The organism is Streptomyces sp. NBC_00513 (genome assembly GCF_041431415.1).
Taxonomy (GTDB): domain Bacteria; phylum Actinomycetota; class Actinomycetes; order Streptomycetales; family Streptomycetaceae; genus Streptomyces.
This window is the reverse complement of the sequence record NZ_CP107845.1, coordinates 4080630-4106252: the sequence shown is the minus strand read 5'-3', so window position 1 is coordinate 4106252 and position 25623 is coordinate 4080630. Positions and strand designations below refer to the sequence as shown.

Genomic DNA, 25623 nt, shown 5'->3' with positions numbered 1-25623 from the left:
GGGTCCGAAGACCGCGAAGACGAGAAAGGTCCGGGAGCAGCCCGCGCCGCGAGGCGCGCTCGAAGTGGCTGTCCCGGACCTTCTTGTTGCTCCCCGCACGGCTCACTCTGCCCCGGCCGCACGCCCCTTACCAGTCATTTTCCGGTGCCCCCGGCTCCCTCACAGGGTCATGTTTCACGTGAAACACGGGTGGGGTGTGGATGCCGGGTCAGCGGCCAGGCCAGCAGGCCGACCGCCAGCGCGATGGCGTGTCCGAGGTCGGTGAAGGTTCCGCCGCTGATGAGGGGGATGCCGAAGAAGGCGACGACTCCCGCGAGGTAGAGCCATCTCCACGGGCCGGGCAGCCGGTAGGTCAGGACTCCGGCGGCCGCGGCGAGTCCGTAGCTGACGCCGATGTCGACGACGTGGACCATGCTGCGCGGGGCCCGGTGGTCCTGGATGGCCATCAGCACCAGCTTCTGGCTGACCAGGGTGGCGGTGATGTGGGCGGTCGCGATGATCACGAGCCAGCGCAGGGTGCCGAGCCAGCGTTCGACGGGAGCCTGGAAGAGCTCGAAGAGCGCCGCGTACAGGGCGAGCGAGGCCGGGTTCTCGATCCAGAACGCGCTGGAGAGCAGGGCGCGAATGGGGTGCCGGGTGAGCTCGTGAATGTTGCTGCTGTTGCGGTGCAGCAGGACGTGGTCCAGATGATCGGGAGCGATCACCACGACCACACTGGTGACAGCGATGATCAAAAGCCAGATGTGCGTACCGGGCGAGGAGCGTATCCAGGACCACAGCGGCCTGGAGGGCTCGGGCTCGGCGTGCGGCATCATGCACCGATGATGACCCGCGAAGCTGTGCCCCGCCCGGCCGGTGGGCCGGGCGGGGCACGGTGTGCGACGGCGGTTCCGCCGGTTCTACTCGTCGCCCGCGAGGGTGAGGCGACGCAGCTTCTGGCCCGCGTAGACGGTGGCCCCGACGGTGACCACGACGAGCAGTACCGAGGCGGTGGGCAGGCCCACGGTGGCGTCGACGTACCCCTCGCCGGCGACCTTCTCGGCCAGGGCCAGGGACCACTGCTGGACGCTCAGCGTCTTCGCCCCGGAGACCAGGCTGCCGAAGAGGGACTCCCAGATCAGGGCGTAGACCAGACCGAAGACGACGGCGTGCCGGCTGACGGTGCCCAGCAGCAGGAACAGCGCGCTGTAGGCGATCGAGGCGACGAGGGCGGCCACGGTGTAGGCGACGGCGATCTGCTGACCGTTGCCGTTGAGGATGAAGCCCGCGATCAGGGTGGGGATCGCGGAGAACACCATCGTGACCGCGATGGCGACGATCAGCTTGGTCATGATGATCGTCGGTCGTTTCACCGGCTTGGAGAGCAGGTAGACGATCGAGCCGTCGTCGATCTCGGGGCCGATGGCGCCGGTGCCGGCGATGACGCCGATCAGCGGGACCATCGTCGCGAGGGCGAATCCGCCGAGCAGATCGGCGGCGACCTTGTCGTCCAGGCCGGTGAAGGCGCGGACGGCGATGCTGAGGACGATCAGCAGGGCGGGCAGCGCGAAGAGGATCAGCGCGCGGCGGCGGCCGAGCAGGGCCCGGTAGGTGAGCCGGGCGACAGTGGGGTTGTACATGGTTGCCAGCTCCTTCAGGCCGCGACGAGGTAGGAGAAGACCGACTCGAGGGACTCGTCGGAGGGCGAGACCGTCAGCAGCCGGATGCCGTGCTCGCGGGCGACCCGCGGCAGCAGCTCGGTGAAGCGACCGAAGTCGACGGCCTGGACGCGCAGGACGCCTTCCTTCAGGTCGACCTCGATACCGGCGGTGGACGGGTCGGCGATCAGGGCCGCGGCAAGGACCCGGTCGTCGGAGGAACGGATCAGGTAGCGGTGCGGACGGTCCGTCATCAGGCGACGGATCTTGCGGAAGTCACCGGAGGCCGCGTGCCGGCCGGCCACGACCACCTCGATGTGGGAGGCGAGCTGCTCGACCTCCTCCAGGATGTGGGAGGAGAAGAGCACGGTGCGGCCCTCGTCGCCCATGCGCCTCAGCAGATCCATGAGCTGCATGCGCTGACGCGGGTCCATGCCGTTGAACGGCTCGTCGAGGAGCAGCACCGACGGCTCGTGGACGAGGGCGGAGGCCATCTTGACGCGCTGGCGCATGCCCTTGGAGTACGTGGCGATCTTGCGGTCCTGGGCGTACTCCATCTCGACGGTGGCCAGGGCCCGCTGGGCGGCCGCGTCGTCGAGTCCGTGGAGTTCGGCGTTGGCGACGACGAACTCGCGGCCGGTGAGGAAGTCGTACATGGCCTCGCGCTCGGGCACGACACCGATCTGCTTGTAGACCTGCTCGTTGCGCCAGATCGGCGTCCCGTCGAGAGTGACCGTGCCGGTGGAGGGGGCCAGGAAGCCGCCCATCATGTTGATGAGCGTGGACTTGCCCGCACCGTTGGGACCGAGGAGGCCGGTGACACCCGGGCCGATGCGCATGGTCACGTCGTTGACGGCGACGACGTTCCCGAACCAGCGGGAGGTGTGGTCGATGTCGATGATGGTCACAGCCCGGCCTTCCGGTAGCGGGCCATCAGGGCGGCGTAGGAGCCGGCGATGAGCCCGAGGGCGACGAGCAGGTAGACGAAGCCGATGCCGGCCGTGGGGCCTTCGCCGCCGGGGAAGGCGGAGGTGCCGTTGAGGAAGGCTGTCTGGATGCCGTCGATCAGGGTGATCGGGGAGAACAGGCCCAGCCAGTCGATGGCGCCGGTGGAGCCGGTGTTGTACGCGATGCCCTGTACGGCGGTCACCGCTCCGTACGGGATCACCAGCACGGCGATGATGGCGGCGACGCCGAACCCGCGACGCGGGGTCAGTGCGGCCATGACCAGGCCGAGGCCGGCGAAGAGCAGCGACAGGAGCAGTACGGAGGCCAGGCCCTGCCCGAAGCCCTCGGTCTGGTCCCCGAAGTCGAACTTCGCGAGCAGCGAGCCGACGTACATGATCAGCAGCGGGGTGGCGGTGAGGATGAACAGGGCCGAGGCCATGGCCGCGAACTTGGCCACGACGTAGTCCACGCGCTCGATGGGCCGCGAGAAGTACAGCGGCACCGTCTTGAAGCGCAGGTCCCGGGAGACCGACTGCGGGGCCTGGGAGGCGAGGTACAGGCCGATGATCACCTGGGTGGTCAGGGCGTACGTCGTGTACTTGATCGGCAGCTCGGTGGAGCCGGGCACCGCGATGGCCACCGCGACGATGATCAGTGCGGGAACGCACATCACCGCGAAGAGGAGCATCGGCAGCACTTTGGACTTGGCCGAGCGACCGAGGCCGTACGCGCCGCGCAGCGACTGCGAGAACAGCGACTTGCGCGCGTAGGCACGGCCGAGCCGGGGGCCGTCGTAGGACCGGTAGCCGATGTTGTGGATCTGGGTCGAGGTGTCAGGCGCCATCGGAACCGGCTCCCTTCTGCTGGGTGGGCCGCACCTGCGGGGCGGGCGGCGCGGACGGGTCGTTGTCGCGGAAGACCTCCGCGATGTGGTGGCGGCGCTGCTCCATGCGGACCAGACCGATACCCAGGTCTGCGACGGTGTCGCGGACCGTGTCGTACGTCTCCTCGCCCGTCGCCTCGACGAGGAGGACGTGGCCGGCGCCGGGCAGGCCCTGCTCCTCGCCCACCTGCAGGATGATGCCCGCCGCGGTGAGCGCCTTGCGCAGCGCGGCGGTGCCGTCCGGGTGGGTGTCGGAGTCGGTGACCTCGACCGCCAGGGTCGTGGTGCTCTGCATGAAGTCGCTGGTGGAACTGGAACGCAGGAGCTTGCCGCCGTCGACGACCACGACGTGGTCGCAGGTCCGCTCCAGCTCTCCGAGGAGGTGGGAGGTGACCAGGACCGAGATCCCGAAGTCGGTGTGGATGCGGCGGATCAGGCCGAGCATCTCGTCGCGACCGACCGGGTCGAGGCCGTTGGTGGGCTCGTCGAGCAGCACCAACTGGGGGTCGTGGACGAGCGCCTGGGCCAGCTTGACCCGCTGCTTCATGCCCGTCGAGTAGCCGCCGATGGGACGGTAGCGCTCCTCGTACAGGCCCACGTGGCGCAGGGTGTCGGCGGTCCGTTCACGGGCGGCGGTCGGGGGCAGCCCGGACATGCGCGCCATGTGTACGACGAACTCGGTGGCCGAGACGTCGGGCGGCAGGCAGTCGTGCTCGGGCATGTAGCCGACGCGCTCACGGATGGCGCTGCCATGCGTGGAGACGTCGAGCCCGAGCACGGCGGCACGGCCCTCGGTGGCGGGGGACAGTCCCAGCAGAATCTTGATCAGCGTGGACTTGCCGGCTCCGTTGGCACCCACGAGCCCGGTAACGCCGGGCCCGATGTCCAGGGAGAGCCGGTCGAGGGCGGTCACTCGGGGGTACCGCTTGCTCAGGCTTTCGGTCGCGATGACAGTCACAGGCTCGACGTTAGTGGCGCGGGCCGCGCGGATCGTCAGACCAGGAGCCGGATCCCGTCTCCGCCTTGAGGACTACAGGACCCGCCCAAAGGCTGATGTGGCCCGGACAAGTTTGTCCACAGGTCCGTGCACGGGCCTTGACGTGATCGCCGGTCATTGTCACATTCATCAGTGTCAAGTTACGGGCGCGTACGGCTACACGGACACGGACGGACGGCTGGCATGGCTGGGGAAACCAAGCAACGCACGACGCGACGCTCAGCGTTCACCGGAGCGACCGGGACCGCGGGAGTCGCCGGGCTCGGCGCCGAACTGCGCGGATTCAGAGAGGTCCAACGCCTCGCCTACGAGTGCGCCGAGGCCGTGGCGGCGCAGCTCCGCCCGGGCGTGACCGAACGCGAGGCGGCGCGGATGCAGCGCGAGTGGCTGCGCGAGCGCGGTGTGCGGGACTGGTTCCACCTGCCGTTCGCGTGGTTCGGAGACCGCACCGCCTTCGCGAACTTCAAGATCCCCCTGCAGTTCTTCCCGACGAACCGGAGGTTGGAGCCGGGGATGCCCTTCATCCTCGACATGGCCCCGGTCCACAAGGGCTACGCCGCGGACGTCGGATACTCGGGGAGCCTTGGTCTGCATCCCGTCCAGGACCGCTTGATGGCGGACCTGCGACCGCACCGCGAGCTGATCTTGAGCCAGGTCCGCGAGCGCCGCTCCCTGCGCGAGATATACGAGAACGTCGAACGGCTCATGACCCGGCAGGGCTACGCCAACCGGCACCGGGCCTATCCCTTCGGCGTGATCGCCCACAAGCTGGACCGGGTCAGGGAGCGGCGCTGGTCACCGACCGCGTTCGGGTTCGGCACCCAGTCCCTCAAGGGCCTGGCGAGCGACGCCCTGCACGGGCACCGCGAGGGTTGGTCACCGCTGTGGAGCCCCTACCACTTCTCCGATCACGTGCCGCGGCCCGGCCTGTGGGCGGTGGAGCCGCATCTGGGCTTTCGTGGGACCGGCGCGAAGTTCGAGGAGATCCTGGTCGTCACCGACTCCCGGGACCCCGAGGAGAGCGCCTTCTGGTTGGACGACGATCTGCCGCACGTGCGGCGCTGGGCTGAGGAGAAGGCGGCATGAGCGGCATCGGCGGAACGGGTCTGGAAGGCGCGCGCGAGCGCCGGGTGAGCACCGGCGGTATCGAACTGTGCGTCGTCGAGCTGGGGGAGGTGGACCGGCCGACCGTCGTGCTGGTGCACGGCTACCCGGACAGCAAGGAAGTCTGGTCGGAGGTCGCCCGGCGGCTGGCCGAGCACTTCCACGTGGTGCTGTACGACGTACGGGGCCACGGCCGCTCGTCGGCCCCCGTCCCCCTGCGCGGCGGCTTCACCCTGGAGAAGCTGACGGACGACTTCCTGGCCGTCGCCGACGCGGTGAGCCCGGACCGGCCGGTGCACCTGGTCGGCCACGACTGGGGCTCCGTACAGGGCTGGGAGTTCGCGACGGTCTCCCGCACCGAGGGCAGGATCGCCTCGTTCACCTCCATGTCGGGGCCCTCCCTCGACCACTTCGGGCACTGGATCAAGAAGCGGATGGCCCGGCCCACCCCTCGCCGGGCCGCCCAACTGCTCAACCAGGGCGCGAAGTCCTGGTACGTGGCCATGCTGCACACTCCGGTGCTGCCCGAGCTGGCCTGGCGCGGACCGCTCGGCAAGCAGTGGCCCCGGATCCTCCAGCGCATGGAGAAGGTCCCGGCCGGCGACTACCCGACGGCGTCCCTGCCCTCGGACGCCGCGCACGGGGCCTGGCTCTACCGCGACAACGTGCGATCCCGGATGCGCAGGCCGCGCGCCGACGCGTACGCGCACGTACCCGTGCAGCTGATCACGCCCACCGGGGACGCGTTCCTGTCCGAGCGGCTCTACGACGAACTCGAACTGTGGGCCCCGGACCTGGTGCGGCGCACCCTGCCCGCGAAGCACTGGGTGCCGCGCACCCGACCGGATCAACTGGCCTCCTGGATCACCGAGTTCGTCAACGCTCGGGAGGAACCGGCGACGCGCGCCCCGGAGCACAAGGCCCCCGGCCGGTACGCCGACCGGTTCGGCGGCCAACTGGTCCTGGTCACCGGCGCAGCCAGCGGCATCGGACGGGCCACCGCCTTCGCCTTCGCCGAGGCCGGAGCCCGAGTCGTGTGCGTGGACCGGGACGCGGAGGGTGCGGCGCGCACCGCCGACATGGCCCGTCTGGTGGGAGCCCCCCAGGCCTGGGGCGAATGCGTGGACGTCAGCGACGAGCAGGCGATGGAGAAGCTCGCGGAGAAGGTCGCCGCCGAGTACGGAATCGTGGACGTCCTGGTCAACAACGCCGGGATCGGGCTCTCCGGATCCTTCCTCGACACCAGCGCCGAGGACTGGAAGAAGGTCCTCGACGTCAACCTGTGGGGTGTCATCCACGGCTGCCGCATCTTCGGCAAGCAGATGGCCGACCGCGATCAGGGCGGTCACATCGTCAACACCGCCTCGGCCGCCGCCTATCTGCCCTCCAAGACCCTGCCCGCGTACAGCACCTCCAAGGCCGCGGTGTTGATGCTGTCGGAGTGCCTGCGCGCGGAACTCGCCTCGAAGTCGATCGGTGTCTCGGCGATCTGTCCCGGCATCGTCAACACCAACATCACCGCCACCTCGCGCTTCGCCGGCGTGGACGAGGCCGAGGAGAAGCGCCGGCAGGAGCGCTCCTCGCGCTTGTACGGCCTGCGCAACTTCCCGCCGGAGAAGGTCGCGGACGCGATCTTGCTGGCCGTCGTGAAGAACCAGGCCGTGGTGCCGGTGACACCCGAGTCCAAGGGCGCCCTGTTGTTGTCCCGCCTCGCGCCGGGCGCCCTGCGACGGATCGCGAAACTGGAGCCCCGGCTGTGAACGGGCCGGGACCCGGGAGTGAGCGGGCCGGAGCCCCGGGGGTGAGCGGGCCGGAGCCCAGGGGGTGAGCGGCAGGTCGACGGGGGCCGCGCGGACCCCGTCGACGCGGAGAGAGCGCGGCACGGCCATACCCCGCTCACCGCGGCGGTCGTACCATCCCTCGCAGGAGGGCTCGCTGCGCAGGGCGGTGGAGTACCTGGCGGCGCCACCTGCCGCCCGGACCGCGGCGGGCGCGGTCGGCCGAGCCGCCATGTCGTAGGGAGCCGGGATTGTCCGATCAGGCGGTAGCCGAGTACCGGATCGAGGATCTGGCGCACCACAGCGGCGCGACGGTGCGCACGATCAGGGCGTACCAGGACCGCGGTCTGCTGCCGAAGCCGGAGCGACGAGGCCGTTCGAACGTCTACCGGGACACGCACCTGGCGCGGCTGCGCCAGATCGCGGACCTGCTGGACCGCGGATACACCCTGGCCTCCATCAAGGAGCTGCTGGAGGCGTGGGACGCGGGGCGCGGGCTGGGCGGCGTCCTGGGCCTGGTGGCCGAGGTGCACGGGCCGTGGACCGACGAGGAGGCTGACCGGATCAGCCGGTCCGAACTCAACGAGCGGTTCGGCGGGCGGCCCGACGACGACGCGGTGGGCGAGGCGTGCGAGCTCGGGGTGCTGGAACGCATCCCGGGCCGCCCGGACGAGTTCCTGGTGCCGTCCCCACAGGAACTGGCGGTGGCCTCGGAGCTGTACGCGGCGGGGGTGCCGCTCGTGGCGATCACCGGCCATCTGCGGGAGTTGCGCGGGCAGGTCGAGCACATCGCGTCGCGCTTCCTGGAGTTCACCACCGAGCACGTCTTCGCCCGCTATCTGGGGCACGTCCCGCCCACGGACACGGACGCGTCGGAAGCGGCGGCGATGGTCCGCAGACTGCGGCCGCTGGCCCAACAGACGGTGGACGCGGAGTTGGCACGCGCCATGAGGCTGCTGGCCACCCGCCACCTCCAGCAGCACCTGGGCGCGGCCGGGGCCGAGCAGCCTTCGGGGCCCACCCCGGTGGCGTTGCCGGCCGCGACGGTACGGGCGGTGCAGGAGCTGGTGGGCCCCGACCATGTGGCGGAGTTCGTCCGGGCGGCGACGGAACGGGAGATCCAGGCCCGGACCATGAACGAACTGGTCGGCAGGGGCGGCCGGTAGTAATCGATCAGTAGTCCACAGGGCGAATCGCCCTCTTGCCTGCAAAACCGACTGAATCGGCTGTGGACAAGTCAAGTTTCCCTGTGGGCAACCCCTTTCGGTCTCAAGCAGTGATACCCAGCCGGGGGTCGGGGCGGGGGATATCGGCCATCGTCGTCTCCGGCCCGAGCTCTGCGCCACCGGATCCGGGCCGGGCGTCGCGCCGCCCTCCGTCGGGGCCCACGCCGGACGTGGTGTCCGGCGCGGCATCCGGACCCCCCGCCTGCCCGTTGTCCGGACCGGCACCCGATCCCGTGTCCGATCCGGCGGCCGACCCGGCTGCGGTACCCGATCCGGCGGCCGACCCGGCTGCGGCGTCCGATCCGGCGGCCGACCCGGCTGCGCGCCGGGCACCGCGGTCGGTGCGATCGGTGCGGGCATTGCCGTAGAGCGCCCCGGCCAGGGCGAGGCCGAGGATCCCGCCCAGCAATTGGGCCGCCACGAAACCGGGCAGTGACTGGGGGGCGATCCCGGTGAAGGAGTCACTGAAGGCGCGCCCGACGGTGCCCGCGGGATTGGCGAAGGAGCCCGACGAGGTGAACCAGATCGCGGCCGCGATGTAGGCGGCGACGGCGGCCGGGATCAGCTTGGCCCGGCCGATCCGGCCGAGCCCCTGGATGACCAGCACCAGGCCCGCGGTGGCGACGACCTCGCCGATCAGCAGATGCCCGCCCCCGCGGATCCGGGTGGCGAAGGTCCCCGGCAGGCGCCCGAACATGGCCTCGGCGAGGAGCGCACCGGCGATGGCGCCCACGGTCTGGGCAGCGGTGTAGACGAGGGCGTCCCTGCCGTCGAGCCCCTGACCTCCGGTGCGACGCGCCCACCAGGAGGTGAGCGTGACCACCGGGTTGAGGTGGGCGCCCGACAACGGCCCGAACAGCGTGATGATCAGGCCGAGGCCGATGGCGGAGGCGAGCGAGTTGGCGACCAGGGCGACACCGGTGTCTCGGCTCAGGGCGGCGGCCTGGATCCCCGAACCGATCACCACCACGAGCAGGCCTGCGGTACCGATGAGCTCGGCGGTCGCACGACGTGGCAGCGAAGCATCGATTGTCATGATTTCTCCCCCAAGGACGTCAGCTCAGCGGAAAATGTATTCCGTATCTTGGAAACGCGATAGGGGGAGTCCAGGTTCACCGACCCAACCGAAAATCACTGCCGCGAGGGCCCGCGACCCGGCACGCTGGGGCCATGGATGACAGACGCACCGTGAAGGTGTCCAAATACGTCTCGAAACACCTGCGACATCAGCCGGAACGGATCGGACTGGCGCTCGACCCACACGGGTGGGTCGAGATCGACGACCTCCTGAACGCGGCGGCCGGCCACGGATTCCCCATCACCCGGACGGAACTCGACCACGTCGTCGCGGCCAACGACAAACAGCGCTTCGCCATCGACGGCACCCGCATCAGGGCGAACCAGGGACACACGGTCGCCGTGGACCTTGACCTCCCCGAGGCCGAACCGCCCGCGTACCTCTACCACGGCACCGTCGCCGCGACCCTGGCCGCCATCCGCGCCGAGGGCCTGCGCCCGATGGCCCGTCACCACGTCCACCTGTCCCCGGACCGGGAGACCGCGACCCGGGTGGGCGCGCGACGCGGCCGACCGGTCGTACTCAGCGTGGACGCAGGCGTGATGCGGGCGGCCGGACACGTGTTCCGGATCAGCGCCAACGGCGTGTGGTTGGTGGACGCCGTACCGCCGGAGTTCCTGCGCTTCCAGTGACGCGGCGACCCACACAATTCACAGGGAGAATGTCAGATCATCCCCCTAACCTGTTCCCACTCCGGGATCGGTGAGGGGGGCACCTCGCGATCGCCGAACCATCCATGCGAACACGTGAGGTGACGCCCCATGACGTCCGAATCCACATCCCAAGCCGCATCCGACGCCGCGTCCGACGCCCCGTCCCAAGCCGCGTCCGACGCCCCGAGCGACATCGCGACCGAAGCCCCGACCGGACCCGCGGTCAACAGCTTCCAGGTCGACCTGCGCGGCCTGGTGGACCTGCTCTCCCACCACCTGTACTCCAGCCCGCGCGTCTACGTCCGCGAGCTGCTCCAGAACGCCGTCGACGCCATCACCGCCCGCCACGCGCACGAGCCCGAGGCACAGGTCCGCATTCGTCTCACCGCCTCCGCCGGCCGTGTCACCATCGAGGACTCCGGCATCGGCCTGACCGCGGCCGAGGCCCACTCCCTCCTCGCCACCATCGGCCGCAGCTCCAAGCGCGGCAACGGCGGCATCGAGGAACAGGGCCTGGAGGACACCCGCCGGCAGTTCCTGGGCCAGTTCGGCATCGGACTGCTCGCCTGCTTCGTCGTCGCGCGTCAGATCCGCGTCGTCACCCGGTCCGCACGCGACCCCCTCGCGGCACCCGTGGAATGGCTGGCCACGGACGACGGTTCCTACACCGTCCGCGAGCTTCCCCACGAAGCACGCCCGGAACCCGGTACGACCGTCCACCTGGAGACCCGCCCTGGTGCCGAGGAATGGACCGAGCCCGCCAGGGTCGAACGGCTCGCGCGCGACTACGGCTCACTGCTCCACCACGACATCACCTTCGACGACGGCGAAGGCGACGAGCCCCGCCCGATCACCGATCGGCCCGCGGTGTGGGACCGCTCCTTCCCCACCCCGGCCGCCCGTCGCGTCGCGCTCGCCGGACACTGCGCGCAGCTCTTCGGTTTCACCCCGCTCGACAGCATCGACCTCGACCTGCCCGTCGCCGGCGTGCGCGGAGTCGCCTACGTCCTCGCCGAACCCACCAGCCCCGCCCACCGGGCCGGACACCGGGTCCACCTCAAGGGCATGCTGCTGACCGACCAGGCCGACAACCTGCTGCCGGAGTGGGCCTTCTTCGTCCGCGTCGTGCTCGACACCGACACCCTGCGGCCCACCGCCTCCCGCGAGAACCTGTACGACGACGAGACCCTCGCCGCGGTCCGCGAGGCCCTCGGTGCCCGGATCCGTGCCTGGCTCGCAGAACTCGCCGCGAGCGACCCGGAACGACTGGCTTCCTTCCTCGCCGTCCACCACCTCGGCGTGAAGTCCCTGGCCCGGCACGACGCCGAACTCCTCGGCCTGATGCTGCCCTGGTTGCCGTTCGAGACCAGCGAGGGGTCGATGAGCCTGGAGGAGTTCGCTGCCGCGCACACCGACATCCACTTCACGCGCACCGTCGAGGAGTTCCGCCAGATCGCCCCGATCGCCGCGGCACACGGCCTCGGCGTCATCAACGCCGGCTACACCTACGACGCCGACCTGCTGGCCCTCCTTCCCGCCGTACGACCCGAGCTCAAGGTCACCGAGCTGGACGCCGGCGCCGTCACCGAGCGGCTCGACCCGGTCCCGACCACCGTCGAACTGGCCCTCGCCTCCTTCCTGTCCACCGCCCGCACCCGGCTCGAACCCCAGAGCTGTGACGTGGTGCTGCGCGCCTTCCAGCCCGTGTCCGTCCCCGCGCTCTACCTCGACGACCGGCAGGCCCGCCAGGAACGCGACCGGACCGCGGCCCTCGACAGCGCCGATTCCCTGTGGACCGGCATCCTCGGCGCCCTGCGGGGTTCCGCGCCGCGCGCCCGCCTGGTCCTCAACCACAACAACCCGCTGATCCGCCGCATCGCGAACCTCCCCGACACGACCCTGACCGCGACCGCCGTCGAATCCCTTTACGGGCAGGCACTGTTGATGTCCCAGCGACCGCTGCGCCCCGCCGACTCCACCCTGCTCAACCGCGCCTTCCTGGGCCTCCTGGAATGGGCGACCCACTCCACCGACACACGGGAGAACGAGAAGTGAGCAACCTGACCCCGGAGGAGATCCGGAAGGCGCTGCACGAGAACCACCTCCTCCCCCACGGCGCCGCACGCAACGCCCAGGCCGAGGCACTCGCCGCGGCGGCCGAGGTCTGCGGCGACCGGGCCCTGTTCCGGAACGCGCTGGTGACCCTGGTCGACGCGTACGAGTACAGCTCGGAACGCACCCGCATGATGGTCCCCTTCGCCCGGCTGCTCCAGGAGTACGACCGCGATCCCGGCACCTTCGACCGGGGCGAGGCCCACTCCCTCTTCTGGCGCTTCAAATGGGTCTCCGGCCAGATCATCAACTCGCCCGAGATCCCGCTGGCTTCCGCCGCCGGCTATCTGGAGGACATGGAGCGTCGCTACCGCCTCGCCGGATACAGCGAGCGCGCGGTGCGCCAGTCCGAGTACTACCTGGCGGACGCCATCGGCGACGACGAGCGCGCGGAGCGCGCGGTCGCCGCCTGGCAGGCCGCCGAGCGCGACGAGATGAGCGACTGCCACGCCTGCGAGACCAACAGTCAGGGCGCGTTCTGGGCCACGAAGGGCGACGACGCCAAGGCGATCGAGATCTGGGAGCCGGTGCTCGCGGGCAAGCAGACCTGCCAGGAGGAACCGCACCGGGTACTCGCCCGATCCTTGCTGCCGCTGCTCCGCCAAGGCCGCTTCGACGAGGCCCGCGCCCATCACCTGCGCGGCTACCGCCTGGCGCGCGGCAACGAGAGCCTGCTGCGCTCGATCGGCCAACACATCGAGTTCTGCGCCCTCACCGGCAACGAGGCACGCGGACTGGAGATCCTCTTCGACCACGACACGCACCTCAAGCCGCTCACCGACGTCAAGGCCCAACTGGACTTCCACGGCGGTGTGCTCGTTCTGTTGGAGCGGCTCACCACGCTCGGCCACGGCGCCGGGGCGTCCGTCCCCTGCGAGGGTTCCGCCCACTCCGTCGACGAGCTGTACGCGGTGCTGCGCGCCGGCTGCCTGGACATCGCGCGCCGGTTCGACGCGCGCAACGGCAACAGCCGCGTGTCCGACCGGTTCCTCGCCCGGCTCGGTCGGGCCCCACTGGTCGACGTACTGCCCCTCGGAGTGCGCAGTTCGGCGCTGCCGCAAGCCGCACCGACCGCGGTCCCGACACCCGTCCCGACCCGGACGCCCGTCCCGGCCAACCCGGCCGCCCCGGAGCCCTCGGACGCCTCGGCACGGGCCGACGTCGACGCATCGGCGGAACGGGCCCGGCATGCCCGCGATCAGGGACACCCGGGGGCGGATGCACTCTGGTCCGACCTCGCCGTACGCGTGGCGGCTCTCCCCGAATCGGAGGTGGATCCGCTGCTCGTTGCGGACCTGGCGGACCATCGGGCCGTGTCCGCGGCCCGTGCCGGAGCCCCCGAGGCGGCGGAACTGCTGGCAGCCGCCCGGGACCGTTACCGGGCCCTGGGGCAGGCGGAGCGAGCCGCGCTGGCGGAGCTGCGCCTGGCGGGCGTCGCCGCACAGGCCGGGGCGGATCCGACGGAGACGCGGAGGCTGCTCGCGACGGCCTTCAGCGCCGCCGAGGCGCTGGATCCGGCCGACCCGGCACGGGCCCGCCGCATCGCGCGCGCCGAGCTGACCACGATCCGTCTGGAGCCGTACCTGCGGTCGATCGAGGCCGCCCACGAGCACGACGAGTCCGGGCACGACGCTGGGCACGACCACGAGCAGGACCATGGCCACGCCGAACTGGCCGCCGAACTCGACTCCTTCATCACCTCGTACGCGCAGTCATTGCCCGACGTGGCGGCGGAGGCCGAAGAGATGCTGGGCCGGGTGATCCTCGCGCAGGGCGACCCGGAGCGGGCCCTGTCGTCGCTGGCCGCGTCCGCCGACCGGGCCGTCGCGGCGGGCTGCCCCTGGCAGGCGGTGGACGCCCTGGTGCTGCGGGCCGGCGTACTGCTCTCGTTGGGCAGGCCCGAGGAGGCGGAGGAAGCTGCCCGGTCCGGGCTCGAACACGCCGCCGAGCTGACCGATCCCGAGGAGCAGGGCGTCGTACGGCTCACCTTGGCCGACACCCTGCTGCGTCGACGCGACGGAGCCGAGGAGGCCGCCGAACACGCGCTGACGGCGGCGCACTGGTTCGACCAGGCGGGTCTGAGCGCGGACGGGGGCGCGCAGGCGCGGCTGCTGCTGGCACGGGCGTACGCGCGGACCGAGCGGTACGCCGACGCCGCGGAAGTGGTGCAGTCGACGCTGCCGGATCTGTTGGAGCACGGTGAGCAGCAGGCCGTCTTCGTACGGGAGTTCCTCGGGGATCTCCTGCGCGAGGTACGGGACCTGCCGGCCTCGGCGGAGCAGTACCTGCACGCCGCGGAGCTCACCAAGGACTGGGAGGACCCGCGTCCCCAGGCGGGCTTCGCGCAGGCTGCGGCCGACCAGCTCGCCGGAACGGAGCTGGTGCGAGAGGCGGTGGCCGCGTACGAACGGGCTCTGGAGCTGTATCGGCGCGCGGGCGGCGCGCCGGTCGCGGAGGCGCGGATCCTGCGTTCGTCGGCCTGGTTGGCGCTGCGCGAGGAGGTCACCGCGGATACGGTGGCCGCGGCCAGGGCCCTGATGGACGAGGCGGCCGGGGTGCTGGAGGCGGCTTCGGCCGCCGATCCGCAGGACCCTGAGCTCCGGGCCGAACTCGCGCAGACCTGGCACCAGTCGGCGCAGGTCCTGGACCGTCAGGTCCGGGCGATGGAAGGGGCCGACGAGGAGAACGACGACGAGGGCGGGGCGGAGAGCGCTGCCTCAGCGGTCACCGCGCTCGGCGAGGCGGAGCTCACGGCGCTGCGACTGGAGGAGATCCGTCTGTGGGACCGTGCCGCGGTCGTCTACGCGGAGCTCGGTCACGACCACCTGGAGGACCGCTTCCAGTGCATGAACAACGCCGCTTGGACCGAACAGGAGCTGGGCCGCCCGGAAGCGGGCGTCGAGCGGATCACGGCGCTGATGGAGGAACTCCGGGCGCTGCCCGAAGGCGTCACACAGGAATGGATGCTGCCGAACGCGGAACGGATCATCGCCCGCCTGAGGGCCTGAAGACCGATGCCCTGAGGGCCTGAGGGCCCGACACCCTGCGGGTCCCCGTCCCGTCGCTTCATCGCGGCGGGACGGGGACGGGGACGGCTCTCGTGTCCGGGCCGGCAGGGCCTCAGCCTTCGAGCTGGGCCAGGGCCTCGGTGGCGATGCGCTCGAACACGGCCTCGTCGGCGGCGAAGTCGGAGTTCGGAATCGGTGCGTGGACGACCAGTTCCGTGAAACCGAGCTCCTGATGGCGGCCGGCGAAGTCGACGAACGCGTCCACGGATCCCAGCAGCGTGCCGCGCTCCGGGGTGAAGCCCGTCAGCAGGACCTTCTCCATCGCCCCGAAGTCGCGCTCGATCTCCACACAGGCCTTCTCCAGCTTGCCGAGCTGCCCGCGCAGGGCCTCCAACGACTGCTCGGGAGTCCCCTCGAAGACCTTCGGATCACCCGCCGTCACCCAGGCCTGGCCGTGTCGCGCCACGACCTTCATGCCGCGGGGCCCGGTCGCCGCGACCGCGAACGGCAACCGCGGCCGCTGAACGCATCCGGGAATGTTGCGGGCCTCCACGGCGGAGTAGAAGGCGCCGTCCTCGGTCACCGCGTCCTCGGTCAGCAGCCGGTCCAGGAGCGGCACGAACTCGGCGAAGCGGTCGGCCCTCTCGCGCGGGGTCCACGGTTCCTGACCCAGCGCGGTCGCGTCGAAGCCGTTGCCGCCCGCCCCGATACCAAGGGTGACGCGCCCGCCGGAGATGTCGTCCAGGGACATCAGGTCCTTGGCCAGGGTCACCGGGTGTCGGAAGTTCGGCGAGGTGACGAGCGTGCCCAATCGGATCCGCTCGGTGGCGCAGGCCGCCGCGGTCAGGGTGGGAATCGCGCCGTACCAGGGGCCGTCACGGAAGGTCCGCCAGGTGAGGTGGTCGTAGGTGTACGCGGTGTGGAACCCGAGCTCTTCGGCCCTCGACCACTGGTCGCGGCCTCCTTCGTGCCACGGTCGGACGGGGAGAATCACAGTGCTCAGACGCAGACTCATACAGGCGAGCGTAAGGCGGTGCCCGCGTGTTTCACGTGAAACATTCGCGGTCTCCGCCTCCGACCGGGCTCGGTTTCACGTGAAACATCGCCCGGGACCCGCGGCGGCACCGCGAAGCAGCGGGAAGCAGCGGGAAGCAGCGAATCCCACGCGGCAGGCCGGCCGATCTTGGTCCAGCGCCATGGGCCCATGGGCGAAGATGGAACCGTGACCTCGGCTCCCCAGCGCCCGGACGGGCCAACCCCCTCTCCCCGGCTCATCGCCACCGACCTCGACGGCACCCTGCTGCGCGACGACAAGACCGTCTCGCCCCGCACCGTCGCCGCACTCGCCGCCGCCGAGGAGGCCGGGATCGAGGTCTTCTTCGTGACCGGACGCCCGGCCCGCTGGATGGGCGTGGTCAGCGACCATGTCCACGGCCATGGTCTGGCGATCTGCGCGAACGGCGCGGCCGTGGTCGACCTCCACGCCGGCCCCGAGTTCGTACAGGTCCGGGGGCTCCCTCGGGCCACCGCGCTCACGGTCGTGGACGCCCTGCGGGCCGCCGCTCCCGGTACGACCTTCGCCGTGGAACGCACCACCGGGATCAATTACGAGCCGGCTTACCCGCCGTTCTTCCAGGACCCGGGTGCGACGGTGGCCACCGCCGAGAAGCTGCTGCACGAGGAGTTCGACGACAGCGCGGAACCCGTGCTGAAGCTGCTCGCGCACCATGCCGAACTGGCACCTGACGAGTTCCTGCTCCTGGCCCGTTCCGTCGCCGGCGGGTACGCGTCGATCACCCGCTCCAGCCCGACCGCCCTGCTGGAGATCAGCGGACTCGGAGTCTCCAAGGCCAGCACCCTGGCGCTGTGTTGTGCCGAGCGCGGCATTTCCCCCGCCGAGGTGGTCGCCTTCGGGGACATGCCGAACGACGTGGAAATGCTCAGCTGGGCGGGTACCTCGTACGCCATGGGCAACGCCCATCCCGACGTGATCGCGGCCGCGTCCGGCCGCACGGTCGCCAACAACGAAGACGGGGTCGCCCTCGTCATCGAGCGCATCCTGACCGAACACACCGGCTAGGAGCCGAACCGGAAGCGGCCGGGCCGGGGAGCAGCCGGGCCGGCGCTGACAGCGGGACGGCGGGACCGGCGTCGGGCACTCAGAGCGGGGCCTCCCAGACCAGGGTGGTCCCGCCGCCGTCCTCGCCGATTCCCGGGCCGTACGAGCTCGACCCGCCCAGCGACTCGGCTCGACGGCGCAGGTTCCTCAGCCCGCTGCGGCGGCCGCCCTCGGCGATGCCCACCCCGTCGTCCGCCACCTCCAACCGGACGCCGGGCCGGCCGTCGGCAAGGTGGATGGTGGAGTCCAGGACCACTTCGATCCGGGACGCCTCGGAGTGCCGGAACGCGTTCGACAGTGCCTCGCGGAGCGCCGCGATCAGGTTCTTGCCGACCAGCTCACCCACGACCGCGTCGATCGGGCCGAGGAATCGGTGCGCGGGCTTGAAGCCGAGGGGGACGGCGGCCATGTTGATCTCTCGCAGCACCCGGGTGCGCAATCCCGAAGGGGCCTCCGCCGGTCCCTGCTGGAGGGCGAAGATCGCGGTGCGGATCTCCTGGATCGTGACGTCCAGTTCGTCCACGGCCTTCCCGACCCCGTCGCTGACCTCCGGGACGAGGGACCGGCGCTGCGCGCCCTCCAACATCATTCCGGTGGCGAACAGCCGCTGGATCACCAGGTCGTGCAGATCACGGGCGATGCGGTCGCGATCCTCGAACACCGCGAGCCGCTCCCGGTCGCGCTGGGCCTCGGCCATCATCAGCGCGAGGGCGGCCTGCGAGGCGAACTGGGTCGCCAGGGTCCGCTCGGACTCGGTGAAGGGCCGCTTGCCGCGCGCCCGCGGGGTGACCAGGGCTCCGAGCACCCGTCCGCCGCTGTGGAGCGGCAGCATCATGCAGGGCCCGTACTGGCTGGTCAGCTTGCCGATCATGCGGGGGTCGGAGGAGGCGTCGTCCACGAAGACGGGCTCGCCCCGCAGTAGCTTGTCCACCACCGGGCTCTCGGCGGGGATGACCACTCCGAGCGAGGTCGCCGGGTTCTCGGCGGACACGGCGACGATCTCCATCCCGCCGTCCTCGGCCGGCAGCAGCACGATCCCGGCCGCGGAGTCGGCCAACCGGCGGGCCTGCTCGGCCACCACCGCGAGGGCGTCGTCCGCGTCCCCGCCGGACAACAGGGCCGTGGTGACGGCCACCGAGCCGTCGATCCACCGCTCGCGCTGGGTGGCGGCCTCGTACAACCGGGCGTTGCCGATGGCGATGCCCGCCTCGGTGGCCAGCACGCGGACCATGTGCACGTCGTAGTCGTTGAACTCGCCGCCGCCGTTCTTCTCGGCGAGGTACAGATTGCCGAAGATCTCGCCTTGCACCCGGATCGGGACGCCGAGGAAGGTCTTCATGGGCGGGTGATGGGCCGGGAAGCCCGACGACCGGGGATCCTTCGTGAGGTCGGCGAGCCGCACGGTGTCCGGGTGGGAGATGAGTGCGCCGAGCAGGCCCCGCTTCCCGTCCGGACGATGGCCGATCTTCCGTGCCGTCTCGGTGTTGATGCCGAAGGTGACGAAGTCCGAGAGCCCGCGGCCCTCGGTGTCGACGACGCCGATCGCCGCGTAGCGGGCGTCCGCCAGCTCGGCGGCCGTCTCGCAGATGCGGTCGAGGGTGGAGTGCAGTTCAAGGCCCGTACCGACCGAGCGCATGGCCTCCAGCAGTTGCGGCACCCGGGCGGTGAGCTCGGTGGAGAGGCCCTGCAGACTCCTGGTGGCCTGGGTGGCGGCCTCCAGCGGGTCGGGTGTTCTCCGTGATGGTTCCGGTGGTTCCTGAGACTCCTGCACTGACATGCCCTTGAGCCTAGTTAGTCCACTTTATTGGGGAAAGTCGGCCTGCTGTTCCCGGCCGGCAGTGCGTCCGCCTCCCGTTCCCGCTCCAGGAGCCGCCGCAGTGGCCCCTCGATGACGGCCAGCTCCTCGTACCCGCCACGCTGTACGACCGCGCCCCGATCCAGGACGATCACCTCGTCCACCGCCTCCAGGCCGGCCAAGCGGTGTGTGATCAGCACCGTGGTCCGGCCCTCGGTGGCCGCCAACAGGTCCGCGGTCAGCGCGTCCGCCGTCGCGAGGTCGAGGTGCTCGGCCGGCTCGTCCAGGACCAGGACGGGGAAGTCCGCGAGCAGCGCCCGGGCCAGGGCCAGCCGTTGGCGCTGACCGCCGGAGATCCGCTCCCCGTGTTCGCCGACGAGGGTGTCCAGACCGTCGGGAAGCCCGTCGGCCCATTCCAGCAGTCGCGCCGCGGCGAGCGCCTGCCTCAGCTGCGCCTCGGTCGCGTCGGTGCGGGCCAGGCGCAGGTTCTCCCGTACCGAGCTGTCGAAGATGTGCGCGTCCTGGGCACACAGGCCCACGATCCGCCGCACGTCGTCGCCGGCGAGCGAGCGCGTGTCGACCCCGCCCAGGGTGTACGAGCCCTGGCTCTGGTCCAGGAATCGCAGCAGGACCTGTGCCAGCGTGGTCTTGCCCGAGCCCGACGGCCCGACGACCGCGACACGGCGGCCGGCCTCCAACGTCAGGTCGAGTCCCTCCAGCGCGTCCCGCTCCTGGCCGGGGTGCCGGGCGGTGAGCCCCGTCACCCGCAGGGGGAAGGGCGAGACGGGCATCACGTGCGGCCGGTCCGGTTCGGCGACCGGAGCCGGCGCGTCGATGACCTCGTAGACCCGCTCGGCACTGCGGCGCACCCGCTGCCGGTACTGCACCGCGAGCGGAAGTCCGGTGACGGCCTCGAAGGCGGCCAACGGAGTCAGCACGATCACCGCCATCGTCACCCCGGACAGCCGGCCGTCGACCACGGCGTTCGCGCCGAAGAGGGCGGCGACCACCACGGTCAGACCGCACACCAGGGCGGACAGTCCACCGCCGACCCCCGTCGCGGCCGCGCCCCGCGAGGCGATGTCGGTCAGCCCCCGGTCGCTCGCACGCACGGCGGCCTTCCGCCCCTCCAACGCACCGGCGACGGTCAACTCGGCGGTACCGGTCAGCAGGTCGGCCACCCGGGTGGCGAGCCGTCCTCGGGCGGGCGCCAGCCGGCGTTCGGCGCGGCGGGCGATGGCGCCGCTGACCAGGGGCACCCCCACACCGGCCACGAGCAGGCCGACGGCGAGCGCGGCCCCGGCTTCCGGCAGCAGCCAGGCGGTGAAGACCACCGAGCCGGTGCCGACGAGTACCGCCGTGCCGACGGGAAGGAGCCAGCGCAACCAGTAGTCCTGCAGGGCGTCCGCGTCGGCCACCAGCCGGGACAGGAGATCCCCGCGCCGCTGTTCGCGCAGTCCGGCCGGGGCGATCCGCTCCAACCGCCGGAACACCGAGACCCGCAGATCGGCGAGCATCCGCAGGACGGCGTCGTGCGACACCAGCCGTTCGGCGTAGCGGAAGACGGCGCGCCCGATGCCGAAGGCACGGGTCGCCGTGACCGCCATCATCAAGTAGAGGACCGGCGGTTGCTCCGAGGCCCGAGAGATCAGCCATCCGGAGACGGCCATCAGACCGACACCGCACCCGACGGCCAGCGCGCCGAGCAGCAGCCCGAGCCGGAACCTCCCCTGCCAGGCCGCGGCCACCTCGCGCACCCGCCGGAGCGGATCGCGCCCGCCCGCGTCGGTGCCCGCTTCCTTCGCGGCGCCCTCGGACGCGACGCCGAGGATCCACTCGCCGGGATCGGCCGGTTCCGTGTCCCGAACCGGTCCCGCTCCCCGCGGGATCCCTGCGGGCGTGGGCGTGTCCGCCACGGGGGAGGAGCCCGCCGGGCCCGCCCCCACGACCACGACACGGTCCGCGACGGCCAGCAGCGCCGGCCGGTGCACCACCAGCAGGACGGTCCGCCCGACCGCGAGCTTCCGTACGGCCTCGACGACGGCGGCCTCGGTCTCCCCGTCCAACGCGGCGGTCGGCTCGTCCAGCAGGAGTACCGGCCGGTCCGCCAGGAAGGCCCGGGCCAGTGCCAGGCGCTGACGCTGGCCGGCGGACAGCCCCACCCCGCCCTCGCCGAGTACCGTGTCCGCGCCACGGGGCAGCGCGCTCACGAACTCCCGTGCCCCGGCGTCCGCGAGGGCCTCGGCGACGGCGTCGTCGGACGCGTCCGGCCTGGCCAGTCGCACGTTCTCCGCGATCGTCCCCGCGAACAGGTGCGGCCGCTGCGGCACCCACGCGATCCGCTCACGCCACTGCTCGGGCGCCAGATCGGCCAGGGCCACGCCCGCGACGGACACCCGCCCGGCGGTCGGCTCCACGAATCCCAGCAGTACCTGCAACAGCGTGGACTTGCCCGCGCCGCTCGGCCCGGTGAGGGCCACGCACTCGCCCGGTTCGACGACCAGCGACACCGGTCCGGGCGAGTCCTCGCCCCGGCCCTCGTACCGGACGGCCACACCGTCCAGCGCGATGCGAAGCGGGGTGCCCGCCGGCGGGACGACCGAACCGCCACCCCGCGCGACCGGGGTCTCCAGCACCTCGAAGATCTCCTCGGCGGCGGCCAAGCCTTCGGCCGCCGCGTGGTACTGCGCCCCCACCTGGCGCAGCGGCAGATAGGCCTCCGGGGCCAGGATCAGGATGACGAGTCCGGTGTACAGGTCGAGGTCCCCGTGCACGAGCCGCATGCCGATGGTCACGGCCACCAGGGCCACCGACAGCGTGGCGAGGAGTTCCAGGGCGAAGGAGGAGAGGAAGGCGATGCGCAGCGTCCGCATCGTGGCCTGCCGGTAGTCGTCGGTGATCTTGCGGATCGACTCGGCCTGGGCCTTGGCCCGGCCGAAGACCTTCAGGGTCGCAAGGCCCTCCACCACGTCCAGGAAATGCCCCGACAGCCGCGAGAGCAGCCGCCACTGGCGGTCCATCCGGGACTGGGTGGCCATGCCGATGAGGATCATGAACAGCGGGATCAGCGGCAGGGTGACGACGATGATGGCCGCCGACACCCAGTCCTCGGTGACGATCCGCGCGAGCACCGCCACCGGCACGACGACCGCGAGCCCCAGTTGGGGCAGGTAGCGGGAGAAGTAGTCGTCGAGGGCGTCCACGCCCCGGGTGGCCAGCGCCACCAGCGATCCCGTGCGTTGCCCGCTCAGCCATCCGGGCCCCAGATCGGCGGCCCGGTCCAGCAGTCGCCCCCGCAGTTCGGACTTGACCGCGGCACTGGCCCGGTGTGCGGCCAGCTCCGTGAGCCAGGCGATCAGCCCGCGCCCCAGCGCCACCGCCGCGAGCAGCAGCAGTGGCGTCCGGAGCGCCTCACCGCCCAGCCCCTCCTCGAAGGCACCGACCACGATCTCGGCGATGAGCATCGCCTGACCGACGACCAGCCCCGCCCCGGCCAGCCCGAGGGCCACCACCGCGCCCAGGAAGAGACGAGTGGAGCGGGCGTACCGCAGCAGACGCGGGTCGATCGGTTTCACGTGAAACATCCCCTCGGCAGGGTCAGGCAGGCACGGGCTGTCCGGCTCGAAGAGCCCGGGACGGTCAGCGGCTCAGTGCACGTCAACGATGTGCTGCGTACCGATGCGCTTGCGGAACACCCAGTAGGTCCAGCCCTGGTAGAGCACGACGACCGGGGTGGCCACCACCGCGAGCCAGGTCATGATCTTCAGGGTGTACGGGGTGGACGAGGCGTTGTCGACGGTGAGGCTCCAGGCGTCGTTCAACGAGGACGGCATGACGTTCGGGAAGAGCGTCAGGAAGAGCATCGCGACGGCGGAGGCGATGGTGACCCCCGACAGGGCGAACGACCATCCCTCACGGCCGGCCAGGTTGAAGCCGAGCGCCGCGAGCAGCGCCACGACCGCGACGGCCATGGCGATCAGGCTCTTGCCGTCACCCCGCGAGACCTGGGTCCAGGTCAGGAAGACCAGGGCCAGCACGGCGGTGACCACACCCAGCCGGGTCGCCAGGCTCCGCGAGCGGTCCCGGATGTCACCGACGGTCTTGAGCGAGGCGAACACCGCGCCGTGGAAGGTGAACAGGGTGAGGGTGACCAGGCCGCCGAGGAGCGCGTACCCGTTGAGCAGGTCGAGGAAGGTACCGACGTACTCCTTGTGCTGGTCGATCTTCACGCCGCGCACGATGTTGGCGAAGGCCACGCCCCACAGGAACGCGGGAATCAGCGAGGTCCAGAAGATCGCGTGTTCCCAGTTGGTCTGCCACTTGTCCTCGGGACGCTTGTGGCGGTACTCGAAGGCGACGCCACGGACGATGAGGCAGACCAGGATGATCAGCAGCGGCAGGTAGAAGCCGGAGAAGAGCGTCGCGTACCACTCGGGGAAGGCGGCGAAGGTGGCACCGCCGGCGGTGAGCAGCCAGACCTCGTTGCCGTCCCACACGGGCCCGATCGTATTGATCAGGACCCGCTTCTCCGTACGGTCGCGGGCGAGCAGCTTGGTGAGTACGCCGATCCCGAAGTCGAAGCCCTCCAGGAAGAAGTAGCCGATCCACAGGACGGCGATGAGCACGAACCAGACGTCTTGAAGTTGCATGGTGTGGTCTCCTCAGCCTCAGTACGAGAAGGCCATCGGCCGGTCGGAGTTCTTGTCGTCCCCGCCGATCTTGGTGGGCGGGTTGAGGTCGGCTTCCGTGAGTTCGGGCGGGCCGGTCTTGACGTACTTCACGAGCAGCTTGACCTCGATCACGGCGAGCACCGCGTAGAGGGCCGTGAAGACGAGCATCGACGTGATGACCTCGCCCTGCGAGACGCTGGGGGAGACGGCGTCACGGGTGCGCAGGACTCCGTAGACCACCCACGGCTGGCGGCCCATCTCGGTGAAGATCCAGCCCCAGGAGTTGGCGATCAGCGGGAAGCCGAGCGTCCAGATCGTGGTGAGCCAGTACAGGCGGGTGAAGCGGGGACTCAGCGCCTTCCTGAAGAGCACCAGGTGGGGCCGTTCGTCCTCACCGGTGCGCAGGGCCGGCGGCAGCATGAACTTGCGTCGCGTCAGCCAGAGGCCGATGGCCCCGATGGTGAATGAGGCCATGCCGAACCCGATCATCCAGCGGAAGCCCCAGTACGCGACGGGAACCTCGGGACGGTAGTCGCCGGGCCCGTACTTCTCCTGCTCGGCCTTGTTCACGTCGTTGATGCCGGGCACGTAGGAGTCGAAGGTGTTGTCCGCGAGGAACGACAGCAGGCCGGGCACCTCTATGGCGACCTTGTTGTGACCCTTGTCGACATCGCCGTAGGCGAAGATCGAGAAGGGCGCGCCCTTCTCGCCGTCCCACAGTGCCTCGGCTGCTGCCATCTTCATCGGCTGCTGCTTGTACATGATCTTGGCGAGGGTGTCGCCGCTCACCGCGGTGAGCAGACCGCCGACCACGACGGCGATCAGGCCCAGCCGCAGTGAGGTGCGCATCACCGGGATGTGCTTCTTGCGCAACAGGTGGTAGGCGGCGATGCCCACCATGAACGCGCCCCCGGTCAGCAGGGCGGCGGTGAGGGTGTGGAACACCTGCGCCAAGGCGGTGTTCTGCGTCAGGACGAGCAGGAAGTCGGTGAGCTCGGCCCGCCCGGTCTTCTCGTTGATGCGGTAGCCGACCGGGTGCTGCATCCAGGAATTGGCCGCGAGGATGAAGTACGCGGAGAGGATGGTGCCGATCGACACCATCCAGATGCAGGCCAGGTGGATCTTCTTCGGCAGCTTGTCCCACCCGAAGATCCACAAGCCGATGAACGTGGACTCGAAGAAGAAGGCGATCAGGGCCTCGAAGGCCAGCGGCGCCCCGAAGACGTCACCGACGAACCGCGAGTAGTCGGACCAGTTCATGCCGAACTGGAATTCCTGGACGATGCCCGTGACCACACCCATCGCGATGTTGATCAGGAAGAGCTTGCCCCAGAACTTCGTGGCCTTGAGGTACTTCTCCTTCTCGGTCCGCACCCAGGCGGTCTGCAAGATCGCGACCAGCGCGGCGAGCGAGATCGTCAGGGGGACGAAGAGGAAGTGGTAGACGGTGGTGATGCCGAACTGCCATCGCGCCAGGGTCTCTGGCGCCAGAGCTTGGTCCACGTCGTCGTCTCCTTCGTGTCGCCGTGGTCACAGCCGCAGTTTGCCTGATGTGTACTGCTCAATACGGGACAAAGCAGGACACGCTTGTGAACGCGTTCACATTCACAAGCAT

At 70.6% G+C, this 25623-nt stretch carries 17 protein-coding genes and 2 pseudogenes; 8 read left to right on the top strand and 11 right to left on the bottom strand.

What is annotated here, in order from left to right:
• Nucleotides 1–167: 167 nt before the first annotated feature.
• The 5 genes from OHA84_RS18910 to OHA84_RS18890 all read right to left on the bottom strand — a co-directional run bounded on the left by OHA84_RS18910 (nt 168) and on the right by OHA84_RS18890 (nt 4426).
• Nucleotides 168–815 carry a rhomboid-like protein gene (locus tag OHA84_RS18910; protein WP_266970634.1) on the bottom strand — a complete coding sequence of 216 codons (648 nt, stop codon included), beginning with the start codon at nt 813–815 and terminating at the stop codon, nt 168–170.
• Nucleotides 816–899: 84 nt separating this feature from the next.
• Entirely contained in the window at nt 900–1619 is a 720-nt protein-coding gene (locus OHA84_RS18905) for an ABC transporter permease (protein WP_053684050.1), read from the bottom strand.
• Nucleotides 1620–1633: 14 nt separating this feature from the next.
• The gene (locus tag OHA84_RS18900; protein WP_053684048.1) at nt 1634–2545 is read right to left on the bottom strand and encodes an ABC transporter ATP-binding protein; all 912 of its coding nucleotides are present in this window, start codon (nt 2543–2545) and stop codon (nt 1634–1636) included.
• Nucleotides 2542–3429, bottom strand: a complete 888-nt coding sequence (locus tag OHA84_RS18895; protein ID WP_053684046.1) for an ABC transporter permease subunit — start codon at nt 3427–3429, stop codon at nt 2542–2544. The genes OHA84_RS18900 and OHA84_RS18895 overlap by 4 nt, the downstream gene beginning before the upstream one ends.
• Complete coding sequence (locus OHA84_RS18890) at nt 3419–4426, bottom strand: ABC transporter ATP-binding protein (RefSeq protein WP_053684044.1); 1008 nt, start codon at nt 4424–4426, stop codon at nt 3419–3421. Before OHA84_RS18890 ends, OHA84_RS18895 begins: the two co-directional genes overlap by 11 nt.
• A gap of 222 nt (nt 4427–4648) precedes the next feature.
• Between OHA84_RS18890 and OHA84_RS18885 the strand changes: the two genes are divergently transcribed.
• From OHA84_RS18885 to OHA84_RS18870, 4 genes and pseudogenes are all read left to right on the top strand, one after another.
• Complete coding sequence (locus OHA84_RS18885) at nt 4649–5551, top strand: M24 family metallopeptidase (RefSeq protein ID WP_234350348.1); 903 nt, start codon at nt 4649–4651, stop codon at nt 5549–5551.
• Entirely contained in the window at nt 5548–7329 is a 1782-nt protein-coding gene (locus OHA84_RS18880; protein ID WP_199826687.1) for an SDR family oxidoreductase, read from the top strand. The genes OHA84_RS18885 and OHA84_RS18880 overlap by 4 nt, the downstream gene beginning before the upstream one ends.
• 103 nt (nt 7330–7432) lie before the next feature.
• Nucleotides 7433–7588 (top strand): annotated as a pseudogene (locus tag OHA84_RS18875) (metal-dependent hydrolase); the annotation flags it as partial.
• A gap of 10 nt (nt 7589–7598) precedes the next feature.
• The gene (locus OHA84_RS18870) at nt 7599–8513 is read left to right on the top strand and encodes a MerR family transcriptional regulator (protein WP_266948669.1); all 915 of its coding nucleotides are present in this window, start codon (nt 7599–7601) and stop codon (nt 8511–8513) included.
• A gap of 418 nt (nt 8514–8931) precedes the next feature.
• On the opposite strand, the pseudogene OHA84_RS18865 reads toward OHA84_RS18870, so the two are convergent.
• Nucleotides 8932–9609: pseudogene (locus OHA84_RS18865) on the bottom strand (aquaporin); the annotation flags it as partial.
• 134 nt (nt 9610–9743) lie between these two features.
• Here OHA84_RS18865 and OHA84_RS18860 point away from each other — a divergent pair.
• The 3 genes from OHA84_RS18860 (at nt 9744) to OHA84_RS18850 (ending at nt 15424) form a co-directional block, all read left to right on the top strand.
• Nucleotides 9744–10283, top strand: coding sequence for an RNA 2'-phosphotransferase (locus tag OHA84_RS18860; protein WP_266970638.1), 540 nt, complete (start codon nt 9744–9746; stop codon nt 10281–10283).
• Between the two features lie 129 nt (nt 10284–10412).
• On the top strand, nt 10413–12359 hold the full coding sequence (locus tag OHA84_RS18855; protein WP_266970640.1) for an HSP90 family protein: 1947 nt from the start codon (nt 10413–10415) through the stop codon (nt 12357–12359).
• A complete protein-coding gene (locus tag OHA84_RS18850) occupies nt 12356–15424 on the top strand; it encodes a tetratricopeptide repeat protein (protein WP_266970642.1) in 3069 nt (1022 codons plus the stop codon). The genes OHA84_RS18855 and OHA84_RS18850 overlap by 4 nt, the downstream gene beginning before the upstream one ends.
• A gap of 112 nt (nt 15425–15536) precedes the next feature.
• Here OHA84_RS18850 and OHA84_RS18845 read toward each other — a convergent pair whose 3' ends face one another.
• Nucleotides 15537–16439 (bottom strand): LLM class flavin-dependent oxidoreductase, encoded by a 903-nt coding sequence (locus OHA84_RS18845; protein WP_053684035.1) that lies wholly within the window; start codon nt 16437–16439, stop codon nt 15537–15539.
• Between the two features lie 189 nt (nt 16440–16628).
• Between OHA84_RS18845 and OHA84_RS18840 the strand changes: the two genes are divergently transcribed.
• The gene (locus OHA84_RS18840; protein WP_053684033.1) at nt 16629–17504 is read left to right on the top strand and encodes a Cof-type HAD-IIB family hydrolase; all 876 of its coding nucleotides are present in this window, start codon (nt 16629–16631) and stop codon (nt 17502–17504) included.
• A 79-nt stretch (nt 17505–17583) separates the two neighbouring features.
• Here OHA84_RS18840 and OHA84_RS18835 read toward each other — a convergent pair whose 3' ends face one another.
• The 4 genes from OHA84_RS18835 to OHA84_RS18820 form a co-directional block, all read right to left on the bottom strand.
• Nucleotides 17584–19320 (bottom strand): GAF domain-containing sensor histidine kinase, encoded by a 1737-nt coding sequence (locus OHA84_RS18835; RefSeq protein ID WP_053684031.1) that lies wholly within the window; start codon nt 19318–19320, stop codon nt 17584–17586.
• Between the two features lie 14 nt (nt 19321–19334).
• The gene (cydD, locus tag OHA84_RS18830; protein ID WP_371591417.1) at nt 19335–22922 is read right to left on the bottom strand and encodes a thiol reductant ABC exporter subunit CydD; all 3588 of its coding nucleotides are present in this window, start codon (nt 22920–22922) and stop codon (nt 19335–19337) included.
• A gap of 63 nt (nt 22923–22985) precedes the next feature.
• Nucleotides 22986–23987 carry a cytochrome d ubiquinol oxidase subunit II gene (gene cydB / locus OHA84_RS18825; protein ID WP_266970646.1) on the bottom strand — a complete coding sequence of 334 codons (1002 nt, stop codon included), beginning with the start codon at nt 23985–23987 and terminating at the stop codon, nt 22986–22988.
• Between the two features lie 18 nt (nt 23988–24005).
• Nucleotides 24006–25511 (bottom strand): cytochrome ubiquinol oxidase subunit I, encoded by a 1506-nt coding sequence (locus OHA84_RS18820; RefSeq protein WP_266970647.1) that lies wholly within the window; start codon nt 25509–25511, stop codon nt 24006–24008.
• Nucleotides 25512–25623: the final 112 nt, after the last annotated feature.

Bases quoted from the DNA above. Each gene is read 5' to 3' on its own strand.
- OHA84_RS18855 (WP_266970640.1), top strand. From the start codon at position 10,413: ATGACGTCCGAATCCACATCCCAAGCCGCATCCGACGCCGCGTCCGAC.
- OHA84_RS18835 (WP_053684031.1), bottom strand. From the start codon at position 19,320: ATGTCAGTGCAGGAGTCTCAGGAACCACCGGAACCATCACGGAGAACA.
- OHA84_RS18840 (WP_053684033.1), top strand. From the start codon at position 16,629: ATGGGCGAAGATGGAACCGTGACCTCGGCTCCCCAGCGCCCGGACGGG.
- OHA84_RS18885 (WP_234350348.1), top strand. From the start codon at position 4,649: ATGGCTGGGGAAACCAAGCAACGCACGACGCGACGCTCAGCGTTCACC.
- OHA84_RS18905 (WP_053684050.1), bottom strand. From the start codon at position 1,619: ATGTACAACCCCACTGTCGCCCGGCTCACCTACCGGGCCCTGCTCGGC.
- OHA84_RS18880 (WP_199826687.1), top strand. From the start codon at position 5,548: ATGAGCGGCATCGGCGGAACGGGTCTGGAAGGCGCGCGCGAGCGCCGG.
- OHA84_RS18895 (WP_053684046.1), bottom strand. From the start codon at position 3,429: ATGGCGCCTGACACCTCGACCCAGATCCACAACATCGGCTACCGGTCC.
- OHA84_RS18910 (WP_266970634.1), bottom strand. From the start codon at position 815: ATGATGCCGCACGCCGAGCCCGAGCCCTCCAGGCCGCTGTGGTCCTGG.
- OHA84_RS18860 (WP_266970638.1), top strand. From the start codon at position 9,744: ATGGATGACAGACGCACCGTGAAGGTGTCCAAATACGTCTCGAAACAC.
- cydB (WP_266970646.1), bottom strand. From the start codon at position 23,987: ATGCAACTTCAAGACGTCTGGTTCGTGCTCATCGCCGTCCTGTGGATC.
- OHA84_RS18845 (WP_053684035.1), bottom strand. From the start codon at position 16,439: ATGAGTCTGCGTCTGAGCACTGTGATTCTCCCCGTCCGACCGTGGCAC.
- cydD (WP_371591417.1), bottom strand. From the start codon at position 22,922: ATGTTTCACGTGAAACCGATCGACCCGCGTCTGCTGCGGTACGCCCGC.